General features: G+C 39.3%; 15 protein-coding genes and 1 tRNA gene. 2 read left to right on the forward strand and 14 right to left on the reverse strand.

Annotation, left to right across the window (positions count from 1 at the left end; genetic code table 11):
• The first annotated feature begins 431 nt into the window (after positions 1 to 431).
• On the forward strand, positions 432 to 1118 hold the full coding sequence (locus tag KHS38_RS15310) for a PKD domain-containing protein (RefSeq protein WP_213489419.1): 687 nt from the start codon (positions 432 to 434) through the stop codon (positions 1116 to 1118).
• A 121-nt stretch (positions 1119 to 1239) separates the two neighbouring features.
• Here KHS38_RS15310 and KHS38_RS15315 read toward each other — a convergent pair whose 3' ends face one another.
• From KHS38_RS15315 to KHS38_RS15380, 14 genes are all read right to left on the reverse strand, one after another.
• On the reverse strand, positions 1240 to 2682 hold the full coding sequence (locus KHS38_RS15315; RefSeq protein ID WP_213489420.1) for an SNIPE associated domain-containing protein: 1443 nt from the start codon (positions 2680 to 2682) through the stop codon (positions 1240 to 1242).
• Positions 2683 to 2984: 302 nt separating this feature from the next.
• Positions 2985 to 3776, reverse strand: a complete 792-nt coding sequence (locus tag KHS38_RS15320) for a hypothetical protein (RefSeq protein WP_213489421.1) — start codon at positions 3774 to 3776, stop codon at positions 2985 to 2987.
• 330 nt (positions 3777 to 4106) lie between these two features.
• Positions 4107 to 4595: a hypothetical protein gene (locus KHS38_RS15325; RefSeq protein ID WP_213489422.1), complete on the reverse strand. Its 489-nt coding sequence runs from the start codon at positions 4593 to 4595 to the stop codon at positions 4107 to 4109.
• A gap of 91 nt (positions 4596 to 4686) precedes the next feature.
• On the reverse strand, positions 4687 to 5112 hold the full coding sequence (locus KHS38_RS15330) for a hypothetical protein (RefSeq protein WP_213489423.1): 426 nt from the start codon (positions 5110 to 5112) through the stop codon (positions 4687 to 4689).
• 435 nt (positions 5113 to 5547) lie between these two features.
• Positions 5548 to 6012: a hypothetical protein gene (locus tag KHS38_RS15335; protein ID WP_213489424.1), complete on the reverse strand. Its 465-nt coding sequence runs from the start codon at positions 6010 to 6012 to the stop codon at positions 5548 to 5550.
• Complete coding sequence (locus KHS38_RS15340) at positions 5997 to 7409, reverse strand: hypothetical protein (RefSeq protein WP_213489425.1); 1413 nt, start codon at positions 7407 to 7409, stop codon at positions 5997 to 5999. Before KHS38_RS15340 ends, KHS38_RS15335 begins: the two co-directional genes overlap by 16 nt.
• A gap of 719 nt (positions 7410 to 8128) precedes the next feature.
• Complete coding sequence (locus tag KHS38_RS15345; protein WP_213489426.1) at positions 8129 to 8899, reverse strand: hypothetical protein; 771 nt, start codon at positions 8897 to 8899, stop codon at positions 8129 to 8131.
• A 62-nt stretch (positions 8900 to 8961) separates the two neighbouring features.
• Complete coding sequence (locus KHS38_RS15350; RefSeq protein ID WP_213489851.1) at positions 8962 to 9396, reverse strand: tyrosine-type recombinase/integrase; 435 nt, start codon at positions 9394 to 9396, stop codon at positions 8962 to 8964.
• Positions 9309 to 10265, reverse strand: coding sequence for a site-specific integrase (locus KHS38_RS22475; protein ID WP_213489427.1), 957 nt, complete (start codon positions 10263 to 10265; stop codon positions 9309 to 9311). Before KHS38_RS22475 ends, KHS38_RS15350 begins: the two co-directional genes overlap by 88 nt.
• Positions 10266 to 10403: 138 nt before the next feature.
• Positions 10404 to 10477: transfer RNA gene (locus KHS38_RS15360), tRNA-Pro, on the reverse strand.
• A 494-nt stretch (positions 10478 to 10971) separates the two neighbouring features.
• Positions 10972 to 11937 carry a hypothetical protein gene (locus tag KHS38_RS15365; RefSeq protein WP_213489428.1) on the reverse strand — a complete coding sequence of 322 codons (966 nt, stop codon included), beginning with the start codon at positions 11935 to 11937 and terminating at the stop codon, positions 10972 to 10974.
• Between the two features lie 112 nt (positions 11938 to 12049).
• Positions 12050 to 12544, reverse strand: a complete 495-nt coding sequence (locus tag KHS38_RS15370; RefSeq protein ID WP_213489429.1) for a hypothetical protein — start codon at positions 12542 to 12544, stop codon at positions 12050 to 12052.
• A gap of 1102 nt (positions 12545 to 13646) precedes the next feature.
• On the reverse strand, positions 13647 to 14453 hold the full coding sequence (locus KHS38_RS15375; RefSeq protein ID WP_249665423.1) for a hypothetical protein: 807 nt from the start codon (positions 14451 to 14453) through the stop codon (positions 13647 to 13649).
• A gap of 575 nt (positions 14454 to 15028) precedes the next feature.
• Positions 15029 to 16759 (reverse strand): ATP-binding protein, encoded by a 1731-nt coding sequence (locus tag KHS38_RS15380; RefSeq protein ID WP_213489430.1) that lies wholly within the window; start codon positions 16757 to 16759, stop codon positions 15029 to 15031.
• 505 nt (positions 16760 to 17264) lie between these two features.
• Between KHS38_RS15380 and KHS38_RS15385 the strand changes: the two genes are divergently transcribed.
• Positions 17265 to 18323, forward strand: coding sequence for a glycosyltransferase (locus KHS38_RS15385; protein WP_213489431.1), 1059 nt, complete (start codon positions 17265 to 17267; stop codon positions 18321 to 18323).
• The last annotated feature ends 1 nt before the right edge of the window (position 18324 follow it).

Here is an 18324-nt window from a genome sequence, read left to right on the forward strand (position 1 = left end):
AGCGACTGGACTTATAATGAGTGAAGTAACGCGTAACATTTAGAAGTACAGAGGCAGCGAATGTGATGAATGACTTTGCTCAAACATCAAACGGTGTGACAAGTCAGCCATAAGGATGGTGAAGCGCAACGTGCTTGAAAAGCTTGTTAAGCGTAACGCAACTTGGCGTATCGTTGTGATGAGCTTAGGTAATGGGTCACACCTAATTTCCTGCACTAGTCAGGTGGGACTACCCTAAAGTTCCAGATTATGCCTTACCCCTTGTAAGCAACCTAAAAGAGGGAAGGCACTAATCTCGGTTCTGACCTTACTAGCACTGTACTTTGTTTGTGAAATTACCTGGTGGTTATTGCTACAATTAATGCAAGCATCGATTGCTTGTACTCATGTTGTATTACGTAGATCTAAACGCTACCTTTGTTCCTCTAATTATGAAGCACTTATACTTGTTCCTTGTCACTATCTTGTTGTTCAATGTAGCTTGCAACAAGTTAGATTCTAATGACGCTGCTGTAATTCCTCAATCAGACTTTAAGTTCTCCAGCGGGAACAATGCCTATCTGACTCAAGTCATTGAGGTGATTCCAACTGAAGCAAAGAGCAAATCCTTAGATTGGACATGCGACTTTGGCAATGGCGTTAAGGTTAGTGGTAATACTATCACTAGCATTCCCTACTCTTATGTTAAGGAAGGGAACTACAAGGTATCACTTACTGTTGCAGGTAATACTACAACCCAGAATATAACAGTGTTACCGGGGCTTAGAAGTTACCAGATTCATAGCAAACTTTCGCAGGACTTATTTGTCAGTACTGAAGTGGCAGGTAACAGGAAAGACATTCATGTTTTTCGTACAATCAAGGCAAATACACTTACTGATACTGCGTACAGTATTTCCACAAACGATGGTTCGGTTAAAATGATCATTTACGGTGTGTTCACGGGTAAGAATAATGTAAGCTACTCTTACAGAACGTCAAGTTTGGTACCGCCCTTAGAACAATATAAGCATACCGTCATTGAACTTAAAGATGATGAGCCTTTGTATGTTAATTATACTTTAAACGGTAAAGACATAGAGCTATACATGCCTATAAGTGAATTGTTCAAACTATAAAGATTCTATGTAAAGTCTTAGTCGGCTCATGACCTATCACCTTCTCTTAGCTTAAGCAACTCCTGTGAGAAAGGGAATACTATGGGTTCTGACCGTATTGGCACAGGCTTGAATAACTATCTTAAAGAAGGTTTTCAGGATACTTTTCGTCAACTTTAGCAACCTGAATATCGGCAGCTTTTAACATTGCTTGTATCATATTCAATGATTCTCTGTATTCCTGCGCTTCTGCAAGTAAGGTAAACTCAATTTCTGCATCTGTATGTTCTTTTACAATAGCTTCGATCTGGTCTAGGCTAACTTTGAAGAACTCTCTACGTCCGTTGACCCTATTTAAACGGTGATCATGGAAACGCTTATGCAACTCATGTTCCAATGCAGGTGCATTCTCCGAGTAAATAATTGCGTGAACATCAAATGCGAATGGTACAGAAGCGTCACCCAGCTCTTTGACGCGGTCCAGCGGATCAAGTCTTCTGGTCATACCTATTTTATATACGTCCTCGCCAAAGGAACCTATGTTGCTAATAACATAGATATGTCCAGCCTTTGTTTGTTGTGCCAGTGACAAAGCGCGTTGTCGCTTTTCTTCAGCTTCTTTTAACTTGGCTTCTAACTCCGCGATCTTGCTGTTTAAACCTGCAAAATCATCTTTCCCTGCATGGCTTAGCTCTTCCTGTGCTTTTAATAAGGCTTTCTGGTATTTCTTCTCTTCGTCTTCCGCTTCCTTCTTTGCTTTTTCAATGTCTTTGAGTACTTTCTCTTCTTCACGCATTTGTTCACGAATGCGTCTTTGCTCTTCTTTCTCCTCCTGTTTTTTATTCTCGTACTCGTAGGTTAGCGTCAGTTCATGCTTTTTTAGATTGTAGTATGGCCTGGTGATTTGAATGCGGTTAACTGTTCCCAATTTATTGATAGACTCAAAAGCTTTTTCCAGACGCTCTATGGACTTGGTTGCATTGTTCCATTTCACCTTCGCGATCAGCGCATCACACTCTCCATTAAAAGCATAAAGCATATTTTTAATATTAAGCTTCGTCATTTTCTTACCTTCAGTTAAACTTCCGTTCACTGTCCAGTCATTAGGAAACGTGGTGGCCTTATCTGTCTTGATGAGTTCCCGTTGATGTTGGTAGTTAGCTTCGAGCTTTTGCTTAAATTCCTCTGATGTAGCATAGCCATGCCTTGGCTTATATAAGCCAAAGCTGATTACTTCTAAATCGTCTTCATAAATGGCAAGCTCTCGTTTAATCTGCTCATAATGTTGCTTGCCCGATTGGAATTTATCATTAAGCGTGACTAGCTCTCCTTTTAATTGACGTAGCTCTATTTTTCTATCCTCTACAGCCTGTTCTATACTTATTATACGTTCGTACTTAGTTCTGAACTTGTCTAGCTCTGCTGATTGAAGACTATTAATTTCATTTAACCTAACGGATTCTTGAAATGACGAAGTGACTTGTGTTTCGAGGTTAGCTTTAGTAGCTCTTGAATTCTTCAGTAAGATCAATAAAGCAACCGATAGCCCAATAAGGGCAGCAGCGAGAATGTAAATGAGTGTCATAAGGTTTATTATTCAGGTTGTAAGCTACCCAATTAGATTTAAATAGTCAAGAGACATATAGAACTTCAAAGCTGAATTAAGGGCCTGCTTTGAAGGCAAGCCCTTTTAATTTAATCGAATTCAACTACTAACGCAAAGTAAGCGATGACGATTGCGCCTACGGCAATGACGGCCCTACATGTAGTTGACCACTGGGTAAAGTCGATACTTAACTGGGTGAATGAGCATATACCGTATAAGACGGCTGTTAGGACAAGCCATATAATGAATCTTGCTTTTTCTTTTGCCATAACTACCGATTATTATTTGACCTCTATATACTCATAAGCATAAGTGCCGGTTGCTGTTGTGATTTTAGACGGATAACCATTGCTGTTGTACTCATACTTATAAGTCACACTTGTTCCATCATCGTTGCCAGTCAGGACATTATTTGCTCCTGGCAAATAAGATAAGAAGTCTTCCTGTAACCCCGTTCTGAAATAAATCCAATAAGGCAGTGCTTTTGTCAAGTTCGTTTTGTTGTCAAACGTCAAGTAGTTAGCTGTATAAACTGAGCCGGTTGTCTTGCCACTATTGTATTCTTTGGTTACCTGCTTGGTATTATTGCCGTTGCTATCGTAGTTATAAGTGATTTCTACCTCGTTAGGATTGTACCACATTACAAGTCTGCCGTCTTGATAAGTAAGCGTGTTATCACTTGCTACTGCGTTTCCAGACTTGTAAAAAGTTATCTTGGCTATGTCACCACCATTGTAGATAATTGCAGAATTAACATAGTTATAGCTATCCGCACGAGTATGGGTAATGCTAGTGCCGGTAAGTTGTCCGCTAGGATTGTAATTGAACACATCAGTTTCTACATCCGGTGTAATAGAATAATGATTGATAACTGCTTTGGTTAGCTGCTTACCATTATAAGTAAAGCTCGCCAAAACTTTACCATTGTCAGGATCTCCGGGTGTAAGGTTGGTGACTTTGGTCAACAGTACGGTTGGTTCCTGCTTAGCAGGCTCTTCCGTTTCATTGTTGTTTTTAGAGCAAGACGTAGCTAGCATGGCTGCTAATAGCAGCATCGATAAGGTTTGTTTCATCTGTTAAGGATGGTTGAAAGGGGTTTGAAGTTTGACCGAGTAGTCCTCTTCGGTAGGTTAATAAACACAATAAGCGCAGGGACCGAACTTATCTGCGCTTAAAGAGGCCCTAGGAAAGCCCTGACAACAACAGAAAGCCAGTACCCTACGCTTATCGCATAGAGCATTGGACTCATCTGTTCTTGTTGCCATTGAAATTTCCTAGGTTTCTTTAAGCAAGAACAAAATAAGCAACGCTTATATATCTTAGTATCTATATGTCTTAGTAATGGATGCTTTTTATAGTTATCCTCCTTGTTTGCCAGCAAAGTTACGCAGCAGAGCAATACGTTAAGCTACCTTACGCAACTTTCTTTTAGCTGCCTTGTACTTGACCTGCTCAAACCGGTGATGCTTGCAGCCGCGTTCTTCGATGTATTCGTAAAGGCCAGAGCATTCATTGATCACATAGTCTGTTCGGATGCAGCTTTCGATATTGGGCTTTCCTTCCTCGTGCATGGTGAGCTTATAAATCATACGGACAAAGCTTGCTGTAATGGAATAGTATGGCCCAAAGGCCGGACTTAGTTCAAAGCCATAATGGATAGCCAGCTCATCATTCGCATAGCATTCTAATCTCAGGTACAGTAAGGGACTTATCAGTTCATGCACAATAGTGCCGTTAACGATAGGCTTCTTTTCTTCCCTGACAAGGGTATAACGCAAAGGCTCTTCTTCTACGGCAGCTAAGAGTTGTTTGGCTTTTAAAATAGCAAGATAAGCTTGCTTTACAGCTTCGTTGTAGTTAGTCGGTGCTTGGGATGTGGTAACGGTTTTCATGGTTATGAATTGGTTTAATGTAGCTTGTAAATGAAAAAAGCCTAGTGCTTTATTGCACCAGGCTTTTGATGATCTTCTTTAAAAGTTAAATTCAGGCGGTTAGCGTGTAAAAGAATTTGTTACCTTGATAGTGCTGTACATTCTTATAAAAGGTAGCAAAATCAGGTTGCAAAGCAACTTCTGTAACTTGCAGGTTCCCGGCAAAGCATTGCAACCGTACTTTGATTGCTTTTTCATGTTTGCATTGATAAAAGGCATATTCGATCTGGTAATTGTATGCACCATCACAATCCAGTCGGAAGTAAAAGCAGGGTGATAGAAAGGCATGCATAGCAGCAAGCTCTTGTATGGTTCCATGCTGCTTAAAGTTCCGTTCAAAAAAAAGTGGCTTATCTGGTGCAAGCAATTGCTTCGCTTTCTTTAGGACAATTTGATAGTCGACTTCCATAATATGGTTTTGTTGTTGCTGCGCTTTGTTCCAGGTCTTGGTTTTGGCAGTTACCCAGTATTTTGTCATGGTTTTACAGGTTAGAGGTTGTTTGTTTAATAGTTTTTACGAAGGGCAGGGGCATCTTGAAAGTCTTATGGCTCGTCTTTTTATAAGCTAGAGAACTAATGCTTCGGTCCTCGGGCATGACTTATTGAAGGGTATGCTGACTTAGTGCTATGAATTGTTTACTTAATTTAAAAGGTCTGTAAGCCTATTGCCATGCACTCATCATATATTTTGCTTTCTTCTAAATCAAGGTAGGGGGTGATATCAGTTGCTGGTTGTGCGTGGGTAACATATACTGCTTTAACGAATAAGCAAAGAAGCATGTGTCTTTTAAAGTTTCAATAACGACTTATTCAAGCAGGCATGCTAAATACCTACTTGAATAAAGAGATAGTTAGATGAATCCAAAAATCATTCATTCCCCTTAGAAGATGAATAATCAATTAGTTTTGGATATCAACCTAAAACCGGCTTTGGATTAACATCCTGGTACAAATCTAAATATCTAGCTTCCACTAAAATATAGACTTTTTTTTGGTCCATGCCACGAGTTGAGCGCTTAGTAATGAAGTACTTCTCGATATGGGCTGCTCTATCCTTCAATTTGACACCATGACTATCATAAATTTTTTGGAGTACCGGAGTTATCTCCTCGGATGCAGGTTTCTCCCCGGTTGCGAAGGACTGATATACGGCCATCACCAGCTCTTTGCCAATTATCTTCTCTTTCTTATGGTACTCATCAACGGCTTGTTTGATTCTTGTTTCTAAATACCCAGCGTCTTCAATCCCTTGTTCACCTATGGTATGGTAGGCATCAACAGCTATAGGGCAAGCTCGCCTCAGATCAGATAGAGCTTCTTCAGCGCCTAAAACATATTGCTCAGTTGTAGATGTAAGTTCATTTAACTGTTTAACCACTTCTTTAATGAAACTTTTCGGCTTTCTATGGATTCACGCTTCAGACGGTCAGCGTCTCCTAAAGGGTAAAAAACATTACGTAGACTTACATCAAAATGTTTACCGACCTTCTCATAACCTGCCGTAAGCTTGTCTATCTGCTGATAGAGTCCCGACACTCGTGCTTCCTGAATAGCGTTATCCAGCATAAACCAATTGTACGTTCCATCCGGCTTGAAGTATTTGGCAAAGTCAGACTTCTCAATTTCATCAAACGCATCCTTGGCACCTTTGCTTGTTAAGGTCTGTTTAAGCGTAAGGATCTGTTTGAACACATCTTGTTGTCCATCGAGGTAAGTTTTTACTTGCTCGGGCGTTTTAATTATTATCTCAGGATTCGTATTAGTAATATGCGTGACAGTATTGGTACCGCTACGAAACCTCCCAGCGATTTGTATCACCTCTGTCTGGGGATCAAGAATACTGTGCTCAGCAAACAAAACTTCACTAAGCATTACAACATCAGGCTTATACTCCAGTTCGATATCCACAACTGAGTAGAAACGGCTAGTTAAGAAGTTATACTTAGCTAAGCCCTCAAGGTTTAACTCACTGTCTGATTTGAAGCCTCTAAGTCTTAACTCTGTTTTTCTATTTTCCGAACAATGAATTTTGCTGTCAGCCTTTATATCTAGTGCTTCTATCAACGCTGTTATAGTCTTGATGGAACTCAAGAATATAAAACAGGGTTTATTGCCTTTGTCGCTAAGGTAATGCCTCATCGTTGCAACCACGTTATTTGTATTGATTAACGAGAGAGGCTTACAATAAATCCAATCAGGTCTAATAACATAATGCATAAACTCCTTTTCAAACTCCGGATCACTAAATGGTAAGGTTGTTGCTGATATCAGGCCTTTATTTTTGAAGTTAAAAAAATCATCAAAAGGCGCAGTGATCTTATCCCGAAAATCCACATCCTGTATAGTCCGTTCACATTCATCTATCAGCAAGTAGTATTCGCTTTTGACGTAGGTAAATACATCTTTGAGCATATGCCTCACTTTATCCCGATATCCTTCCGGTGTAGTGAGGATCTTCTTGTAGAATACTTTATCATTACTTATATAAGCCGTGATCTTATCTGTATTGATACCCTTATGTACGCCTAATATCTCTCGCTCAGGCGGATTCTGCTTATTGTGCTTTGCTACTTTGCTTTTAATAACAGGCACGTTTGGAAGCACAATAATGCTATGCCTGGGTGCGTTTATCTCGCCATGTGTCGCGCCCAATCCCGGAAGCATCTTGTGGAAGATTCCGTTGGTCGGCAGAGGATAAATAGACTCAATATCAGACATGGTTTGCCCTTTCATAACCGGCACTTCTATCACGGGGCTAGTTGTTTTTATTTCCATAATTTAGTCAATAAATCTGCATGCAGCTTCCATCAATAAGCTGTCAGGCGGGTATATAAAATGTTTTGATAGGAACCGGAGAGCCGGATTGGCTCCCCGGTTAAAGAAGAACGTTAGTTTCCGTTCTCTGCTTCCTCGACTAATTGATCGAAGGTAAAATCAATAGAGAATAAACCAGCGTGGTAGTCAGCGATGAACTGCTTGATTCTACCAATATGCCGTACCTTGACGCCATCGGGTCCTCTTGAATTTAAAAAGCTTTGATAAGAATAGAGCTTTCGACCCGAATCGGTCCTCTCATGTCTGTTTATTGCAAACTTTCGCTTTTCAAAAAGCAGATTTATAAACCGCTCGAATTCTTTTACATCTTCAATCCTGTCATTGTCGATAAATTATAGTAGTATCGTCGGTTCAACATAAGCTTCTTGGCCATCTTGACCTAGGAACATTTTAGCAGATAGCGTATTATTGCTTTTAGCTGAGGCTGATCCTTTACCTCTGCGTTTGTCAATGGTTGACATATTAACATCATTATTAGTAAGCCACGTTATAGGTCATGTGGATTGTACCTGTAAACAGTTCTTAGGCCTGGCTTCCCGGGTGCAGCCTTATTGCCTTATTGTTTACATTACAAAGGTGGGGAGAATAGGGAGGCTAGTAAGCTACCTTGCAAACGGTATCTGAGAGGATTGGATAGCTTTGTAAGTCAGATAATTATGTTATTTGTTAAGCATCTGGTAAAGACGATCAATATCTAACGAACTGGGGTATTCATCAGTACTAAATTCTTTCTGAAACCCTTCGAAGTCCATTAGACATAATAGTTCATATAAGAATGAGAGCTGCTGCTCAGAGAGGTATTTTGCGTTATGCGGTAATAGATCGAAGGCTGCCTTCATATATTCAATGATACCATTGCAAAACAAATAGACAATTTTGCTGAAGCTCATGGGGCGTTCAGCATATTTTCTTAACTCTTCACTACTCTTTTCATTATATGCCAAGTTGTTTTCAGAATCCAGCAGAAACATAGCATCACCAAAGTCTTCCATGGTTATATCGAATTCGTTGTATGCTTTTAAAAGTTGTTTCCGAATCCACATAGATAGAGCTTCATCATCTACTGTAATAGTGTTACCAGGAAGTTTAAAGGCTATTTTAAATTGTCGAACTTTATTTTCGCCTGTTTCCCGATCAATGTATTCTAAACGTTTCAATGCTGATTTTAGCTCCTGAAGCTGAATGATTGATTTATAACCAGCATTATTCAGATAAGATTTTCGATAGTTAAGGTTGTAGTGTTCAGTCAGTGAAAGTATAAGTTTAAAGAACTCAAGACCACGATTCATAAGTTTTGGGTTAGAATTGGAAATAAGCAGCCGATCTTCATACTTATTAAGTATGTCGATAAGCTGCTTCCCTAATTTTGCCAAGTCCTGTGGGTTATAATAGTGTAGATATTCACTTACATGATCAATGTGTATTTCCATAGCTATGCAAAGATAAAACAACGCAGTTGTGTAATCATGAAAGTAAGAAGTAAGCGTTTAACTTAAAGATTGAACATCTTCTTTTCCCAACTTTCAATAGCACCTTTCTCGAAGCTGTCTAAGTAGGTCTGCGTTTGCTCCTCTGTAGCATGCCCTAAAGCTTCAGATATGTAATTGGTATTTGCGCCTGATCGTTTCAAACCCGTTGCATAAGTATGTCTACCAACATTGGTCGTAAGCTTTAAGCTAGGTTCACCAATCATTGCAGCCAATTTTTTAAGATTGTCATTCACTGCTTTAAGTGCTGTTTTCTTTCGAGTGTATTGCTGCTTTAATGTTTGATGTATAGCGAGGTCGAGTATGGGAAATACAAAGTTGCCTTTGCCTTTATTCGCGTTTATATAAAAGTTTAAGATACCTTTGTTATATTCATTAAGCGGTATCTCAAAGTGTCCGCCTGTCTTGCGCCTAGTATAGTTGATATGGCTCTCTGATATGTTTTGCCAAGTAAGGAACTCATATCAATAAAGTTCATCCCTCTGCTGTAATAGCTAAATAAGAACATCTGTTGCGCAAGGTGTAATGCTGAATTAGGTTCCAACTCAAGTTCTTTAAGCTTTCTTATCTTATCGAGCGTAATAGCTATCTTCTTAGTTTTGCTATTCAGCCGCTTATTGATGCTATACTTCTTTTCTCCGAATGGATAGTTCTCCTGTTTGAATAGCTTATCCTCAATCGCCTGGTTGATTACTCGTTGCAAGTTGCGCATCTTTACACTTATAGTAGTATCCTTGTTTCCTCGTGTGTTTCGCATCCAGTACTCGAAGCTTTCAAGAAATCGAATATTTACATCTGATAGCAAAGCTTGCGGTTTAAATTTCTTCAGGATATTCTGTACCTCAAGATAAAGGCCGGCTAGACCCACTCGTCCTTGCTCTTCAAGAATATTAATATGTTGGTCGTAATACTCATTTATGAGCATGCCAGCGGTTGCAGAAAACTTTTCCCTAATCTCTACTTGAGGTTTGTTCTTTAAGTCAGCTTCAAATCCTTGAAATGAGAATGCAGTGTTAGTGTCTTCATAGCGTTTTAGAATTCTATGAGCGTCGTTAAGCTTTTGCCTAAGTAACTCATTACAATCTTTATAGTTTATGAATGATCTGCGAAACTTGCCCAAACCATTATCTTCTGCACCTGCGGCTATCCAATCTTTAGTTGAACACTTAAAAGTCAAGGAATTGTCGGTAATCAAAGTATTGATAGCATAATACTTTTGTTTTCTTTCGTGAGTGACCTGTAGGGCAACGGCATATTCACCATTCGATAGTTTGTAAGTTGTGTTGAGAACAATAGCTACTGAAGCCATAACTTGTTGAGTTATGACAGTATATTGTTGATGAGTTTGTCTGAAATGACCGTATACATAACCGTATACATCTACCGACCATAACCCAAAAAAGCATATTCAATCAGTCTTAAAACTTCTCAAATATGCTCTTCTTAGTCGGGATGGCAGGATTTGAACCTACGACCTCCAGCACCCCATGCTGGCGCGATACCGGGCTACGCTACATCCCGAAATAGAACTCCTTGCTTTAACTCTCGTAAACCAACATCAGCTCAATTTTGCTGATGATTGATTCAGTTAATTACTTTCAGCTGTTCTTCCTGGTAGTACACAAATTCATACACAGGATTGCAAATATATAATTTGAGGTAAACTTGTCCAAAAAGTTTCATTAATCAATTTCTACCTCCTTTATATCAATTTGTGCTTTAAGGATTACAGGTGTTTAAGCCGTATCTACCATAACTGGTTATGAAAAGTAAATAAAAGAATTAGGGTGCCACGATACACTTATAGCAATCAAGTGCAAGATGGCAAAGGAATAAATAGATAGTACGGTTGTATTGAGCGTTTATGCCGGAAGCTCTTGCACGCTACAGCAGCTATAAGCGTAACTTTGCTGAATGATTCTATAATTTTCTTCCTTCCTAATTCAGAAATAGCGAAATTCTTTAGTTTATAAAGGTGCTATAAATCTTGAATTGATGTCACTGGCCATAGTGCCCTAACAACCATCAGAAATGTATACAACAAGGTATTTAGTTTCCACAACCTTGCTATTTCGTATCCTATCTATTCGAAACAGATGAGCATCGTAGTTGTACATAAATAGCTTTCTTCCTATTGCCAAAGTAACTTCCGTTTCGTAGTCATCACGTAACTTTACTGAGGTGTCCTTCAATCTGTATTTTGCGCGAACACGTCGCATATCCTCGTCCCAATACCTTTGTTCAATATCGATCTGTTCTTTGCTATTATGGAAGTTTACAGGGACGACCTTGCCATTCTTAACTTCTATCTGCACCATGTCTGGAGTATGAGGCGATGCTCGGAAGAAGAACTTACCAGAGTCCTTTAAAGCAATGACCTTAGTCGCCTCTTGATAATGAACAGTTTTAGAATAAGCCTTATCCCATTCTTTGGAACTACGGTGAATGTTATCATCAACCACTTCGTTCAATGAACTAAGATAACGCCACGTCACTTTAAAACTCTCACTCTTATCATTTGGGACAATCTCAATGAGTGTATTATTAATTGTTTCTTCAACATGTTCTGAAAGATGAACAGTATCATACTTAGCAATCAACGTTTCCCTATAGGATGGCAGCGCGTTTCCATCGGCGTCCGATCTTTCGGTCTCATTGAAAGAATATTCCGACGTATCTATATGGTCACTGTATTCACCAGAATCGTTCTCCTTATAAGGGCTTTCATATCCTTTGAAGTTGTGAATCACAACAGTAAAGTTTTTGAACCTTATACGGGTTTCTTTGGGAGGTACTACTATAGTCGTGTCATCGCTAATAACGATATTAGGTGTCCCTCGTGGCCTACGGTGAACAACTTTTACAGTACCTTTTGATTCGGTGTTCTTCTGTTCCACTTGTTTTACTTTGGATCTTTGACATCCAATGCAAAGCACAATTGCAATAGTCAGTATCAATTGTAATATTTTTTTTGAACTCATAATATTTGATTTCTACCTCATTAAGACTATGGTATTGTCATTGTAAAAGCTTAATTCAAAATAATTCAATTTCTTTATTTTATAGAGGCTACGTAAAATCTGAATTAGGCACTCAGTGACCGAACGGGCCATCTGAAAGCTTTATAAGTTCAGACTCCTTCAACCCTATCAAACTACCCTTCTGTGTCTTCACTAAACCTTTGATCTGAATTTCTTTATAGGTCTTGTTGTTTTGTATTGTTACACCTATTTCGGATCTGTAGCCTTCATCAAGAGTAAACAACTGATCGTATAGCTTATAAGTAAAGCCTTCGTTAGCGAATTCGATTTGGCTTATCTCTATTCCTGCATTTGGATAGCCACCGTACCGAACATAGTAGAATCGTTTGAACTTATCGAAGCTGTTAACAGTATCTTTAGGGTATTCAAACTCGATATGCTTTTCTGTTCCGTATCGGTAGACGATGTACTTATTTGCAGTGTCTAAGGCTAAGATGAGTGTCTTACCGCTTGCTGTCTTGAAGCTAAACAATGTGGTTTCATTGCTCTTCAAATAGATACTTTGAGCAAATGCGTTTGAGCAGAATAACAGGATCGCTACTAACATTGTGTATCTGAGTAATTGTGACATCTTAACCTAAAGATAGCGAATGCAAGTCAATTCAGAATATTTAAGATTTTATGTTTTATAGAGGTTGTTGAAAGTTTGAATTGATATGTTCATTCAACTAAGCAATCCAAGAATTTTGAGTATTCTTACTTTATAGAGGTTGTGAAAACTTTGGATTGAGTGGGTTGGGTTATAGAAGAATAGCTTACCTGTATCTTTATAATTCAACATAGGCAAGTCCACAATTAAGTAGCTGCACATTTCTTATTCAATATCACTCATACTATACCATGTGATCAGAAAGTGTACAGGTATTATTATATTGTTGAGTACTTATAGATAGAATTAATATAACTTGCATCTAAGAATTCTGCACACAAACCCTTAGCAATAGTGGAAAAAACCTTTACATACTGTTTAAAGATATGGTACACCTGTGGCTTTGCAGTTCCTTTCCTGGCTTGCATCATCGATTTTATTATACCTACAGAGCATTCTTCTCCGGCTACTACTTTGGCAGTAAGCTTGCTCCTGGCTTTACTTTATATTACTCCCTTCTGCATCGGCTTGCTGTTGGTTATTTGGTTGCTGAATAGATTACAGTTGTCAATCACGGTAGTCAAGCTCATTTTGACTGTTGTAGCACTAATATATTCCTGGTTCATGATTTTCCATTCAAAGAGAGATATCTTATTCATAATGGAACCAAAGACGTTCGTCATTCCATTGTTGTTTATAGCGATTTTGATAATCTGTCTCTGGAGCTACAAACTAAGAGAGCCAAGCTTAGACAATATAGAAGAAAGTGTTAAACGCCAGGCTGATTAAGCTTAGTGTGATGGTTATGTTACCAAAACAAGATTCCCTGCACACCATTAATCGGCTGTGTCTGCCAAGTTTGCACAAAATAAGCTATATTCCAGAACCCATTTGACAACTTGTAAAACTAACCAACTGTCAGATTAAGTTGTGGCTGTTACAAGGTTACTTTGTACCGCTACCTTATTAAAGGCGGCATCAGGTAATTCTGCTTATATCTGTGCTTTCTTAAGATATCATTTGCCGTATGGTGTAGCTTGCATTGCTGTAAATCCGGTTCTTATAAATGGTACAAGCTGCGGTGTGAATATCTGCGGTTTAAATGCAATATGTTTTCTTTCTTTTTTAAAATCCACTGCCAACGCTTATCCAGAATAAATATTAATCGCTGCTTGGTTGTTAATTTAGGTAACGTGTAGTAAACCGTGTGTTCCCCTTCTTTTCCGTAAGTTTGCCTAAAAGTTTCGGTAATGTTAACCTTATGCTTCTTTTCAAAAGCCTTCATAAAGGGAACATCTTCTTCAAAGAGCTCCCACTGCGGGTCTCTGGGACAACATACTGACCCATAGGATTCCGCAAGGTAAAATTTGAGCATGTCTTTATTAGTTTTAAGAGCAGCATATTTCAGGTGTGGCTGTTTTCTGTTATCAGATATACGAAGGCTGTCTGCCTGTACGCTATTACCATTTCTTCTGATACGGTAATACCTGTTAGTGACAGTCGGCTCCAAAGTAACTCCACTTTTTTTAGCATTTTCCGCCACTTTCTGATGTAACTTCCAATCAGGCATAATGAGAATGAACTCTTTGATGTCCGGATAAAAACTTTCCTGCTTGATAAACAGCTCGGCTGGTACTTTTGCATTTACAAAGAACACATAGCAGCTATCGGCATTTTCTTGTATGGGAACGTCTATTAAATAACTACCTCTTGATTTGGCTACCTTATCATCATCTATAATTACCACATTATTATACGTCTTTTGCAACCAGTCTTGCTTGGGCAACACTTGGGCTTCTAACGGCTCTTTGCTGTTCAACAGTAGCAGTCCGCAAGTCATCAGTAGAAGTAAGACGCGATTAATCATTTCTTTAATACTGTTTTGTAATCCGTTAAAATGGTTAGTTATTCGGGTTTGAAACCAAAGTCTATATTTAAAGATATATATGTTTGAGCGTTGAATTTATACATCTTACCTTTTAAAAGCTAAAGGCGTTAAATAAAATCCAAAAGAATTAATTCATTCTCACTTTACATTTGCGAATTGTCCAGGTAACTATAGTTTCTAATTCCCCCAAAACAAATTAAATCACTTTGCCTGCTGGAAAAAGCATTATTGTATTGATTTTTTTGGAAACTTGCTCTTGCACGCTACAGTAGCTATAAGTGTAACGATTCTTTTACTTTTTAAATTAAGATTATGAAGCTTTCTTCTCTACAGGGGAAGTTAAGCCTGACTTAAGAAACTAAATTGGTAACTACCTATCCGCAACTTTCAATTCGAAGTAAATCTTAATTCACATACAGCCCTGGTGAGCAAGGCAAGCGCTTGACTTTAGTTGTAATGGAGCTTTAGTGCAATGTGGCCATAAACAGAGAAAGGTTTCATGGAGCAACACCTTTGCTTATGAGAAGCTTATTTGTTGCATAATATCTCTATTACTAAGCTGGCTGCAACCTGTTCTCTAACTTTTCTCTTAGCTCCTCCAATTGAAAAGGCTTATGCAGGTAATCATTCATGCCGCAACTCACTACCCGTTTTTGTATCTGGTCAGAAACCGAAGCCGTAAGGGCAATGATATGAATATTAGCTTTCTCGATATCCGCCATCTGCCTTATTTTTTCTGTGGCCTGCATTCCGTCCATAACAGGCATGTGCATATCCATCAATACTACATCGTAGTCGTTATTTTCCAGTAGCTCTAATACTTCTGCTCCATTCTCCGCAATATCAGCCGATATATTCCAGCGCTTAAACAACTGCTTCATAAAGTAGATGTTCATCATGTTATCTTCGGCAAGCAAGATACGCAGGTTACTCAAACTTTTTTCTGCCGATACCTCGGCTATATCTTTCGCATCCGTAGGCTCTTGCTCAACCTGCTGTAAATGTAAATCAAAGTAAAAGCTTGTTCCGCTGCCCAGCTTGCTTTCCAGCTTAATTTGACTGCCAAACATCTCTACTAGTTGTTTAACAATCGCCAGGCCTAAACCCGTACCGCCAAACTTTCTTGTGGTAGATGCTGTAGCTTGCTGAAAAGGCTCAAATACCAGTTTTTGTTGTTCCTCTGAGATGCCTATTCCCGAATCACGTACCTTGAAACGAATGGTAAACTCAGAGGCGTTATTGTCAAGTATTTCTGCGCTTAGGCTTACCTCGCCTTGTTCGGTAAACTTAACCGCGTTACCTACCAGGTTATATAGTACCTGGCTCAAACGGGCAGGGTCTCCCTCAAAGCTTTTGCCTTTGAGCTTGTTATCAATCAAGAACTTGAACTTCAGCCCCTTTTCATGCGCTTTGAACTCCATTCCACGGGCTATGCCGCTTAATAGCAGTTCCAGTGAGAAAGGCGTGGACTCAAGTTCCAGTTTGCCGGAATCCAGCTTATTGATGTCAAGTATGTCATTAATCAGCGTTAAAAGACCCTCGGCTGAGAACTTCAATACGTCCAGCTGTTCTTTTTGCTTGGCATTAGCTTCATCGCTGATAAGCAGTCCGGCTATGCCGATGACAGAATTTAGCGGTGTACGCAACTCATGTGACATGGTTGATAGAAAGTTGGTTTTAGTCTGGGCTGCCTCGGCCAGTTGCAAACTGAGTGTTTTGCTGGCTCTCAGGTTGCCGTACAACACGCCATGAAAGTAGATGTGTGAAAGCAGGATCACACCCCAGTTCATCGCAATATAAATGTCGTTTAAACCCTCAGGCAATGGATGCAGACTTGTAAAGCGGAAAGATATATAATGAACCAGTATTGTTGATGCAACTGCAACCAGGGTATAAACCGTTCCCCACTTTTTACCCAGCCCGTAAAAGGCTGAAATGATTACCATAATGATCGCTTGCAGGGTAACCACATCTAAACCGATTGATTGATTAAAAGCCCGGTAGTAGAGGTGGGCAATTGTGGCCAATACCGCATAGTGAATGCCCCAGTGAATGATTTTGGGAAACTTGCGCAGTACAAAGATGATAACGACTGAGGAAACCATCAGGCGGATTGCCCTGCCGCTTCCATCTCCGCCAAACCGGTAAATTGCGTCATAAAGGTATAACCCTCCCTTTATAACGTTAGCAGCAAGCATCAAGGTAAACAACTTTAGCTGCGCGTTTAGCAGTGTTTCGCTACCCGACCAGTTGTTGATGTATTGGGCCGCCCGCCTGATCTTCATTTGTTCTATATATGAGGTATCTAACTAAAATATATAAGCAGCAAAGTTAGATAAAAATCCAGGTTCATAAATACCTGGTATTCACAGCAGGGTTTGGGCTCCATGTGCAGCATGGAGTTAGGAGAGGAAGAGACATTCACCTCTGTTCTGACTGTACTGGCATAAGCTAACTTTATCAGTCTAAGACACGTTAACAGCCTAACTACAATTGCGTAAGATAAACTCTTGACCAATCCTCTCCGCTCTTTCAAGCCTATAGGTATTGCCTCGATTCATTTGCTGTCTACTACAGCCTCAATTAAAGCCTTCCAGCATCACCACTCACGTACTTATAAGTCAGGCGGTACTAAGCAAGCTGCAAATGGGTTTTCAAAGTGATAGGGTTAAAAACAATGCAACAAGAGTTAAAGTTCGAAATAGTGCAGTTCAACCCTTTTGCTAATAAGTTTTTCTTTAGATTTTACTATCATAGCCGTTTGTTTTTAATTTGATTGCAGGCATTTTTATGAAAGGGGCGAAAATATTATTTGTTAATGATTATCCGATGGATAAAGCTTATGTACAATGGCAAGCTGGTAAATATCCCGGGCATCATTTATGGGGAATGAATGAAGTACAGTTGTTAGGTAAAGAGGTGATCTTTTCACCCTGGATTAAAGAAAGCAAACGCACCAACGTTTTAGGTAGATTCAGACTATCACCTAAAAAACTCTTTCAGCTAAAGCTCATATTGAGCAAACGAAATGTAAGCAATATCTACTTTGGCAGCTATTGGGCCTATAAACTTGCGGGCCGTGCCAAACCATGGGGCCTTTTAAGGCATAAAATAGTAGTTTTAATACATCATCCTGTACCCTATTCAAAGTCAGACAGGCGATTACTCAACGCTGCTGAAGGGGTTTTCTTTCTAAATAATTATGCGTACCACGAAACCGTAAAAAATTTCCCGGAAATTAAGTCCAAAAGTGTCATTGTTGGTTGGTGTTTAGATACGGCATTTTATGATCAAATCGTTACTGACGGTAACATAGAGCCAAAGTTGATAGTAGCAGCAGGTAAAACGTTACGGGATTATGATACATTTATTGAAGGCGTCCGTCGGGTAAACGATCCGGATTTAAGAGTCGAAATATACTGTTCGGAAGATACCGCACCTAAAGTTACCGACCCCAGAGTAAAGGTTTTTGTTGGAACAGATAACGGTGCATCAATAAGCTACATGGATTTAGTAAAAAAATATAAAGAGGCTTTTGCAATAGCTATTCCAATGAAAAAGGTAGATAAGACAATAGGGCTGACAAGCATATGGGATGCATTTGCTATCGGTAAGCCTGTATTGGTTACAGAAAATCCAGGCATTGATGCACCTATAAAAGAGGAAGACTTGGGAAAAATGATTGCTCCTGACGATGTACAAGGATGGGCAGACGCAATCCAAAGTTTGCTCAGCAATCCTTTAGCTGCCGTGAATATGGGTAAAAGAGGCAGAGATTTTGGAGAGAACCAGTTAAGCCCTGTTGAATATGGTAAAAAGCTTAATAACTTTTTTGATAGATTTTATTAAA

The organism is Mucilaginibacter sp. Bleaf8, assembly GCF_018390515.1.
GTDB lineage: Bacteria > Bacteroidota > Bacteroidia > Sphingobacteriales > Sphingobacteriaceae > Mucilaginibacter.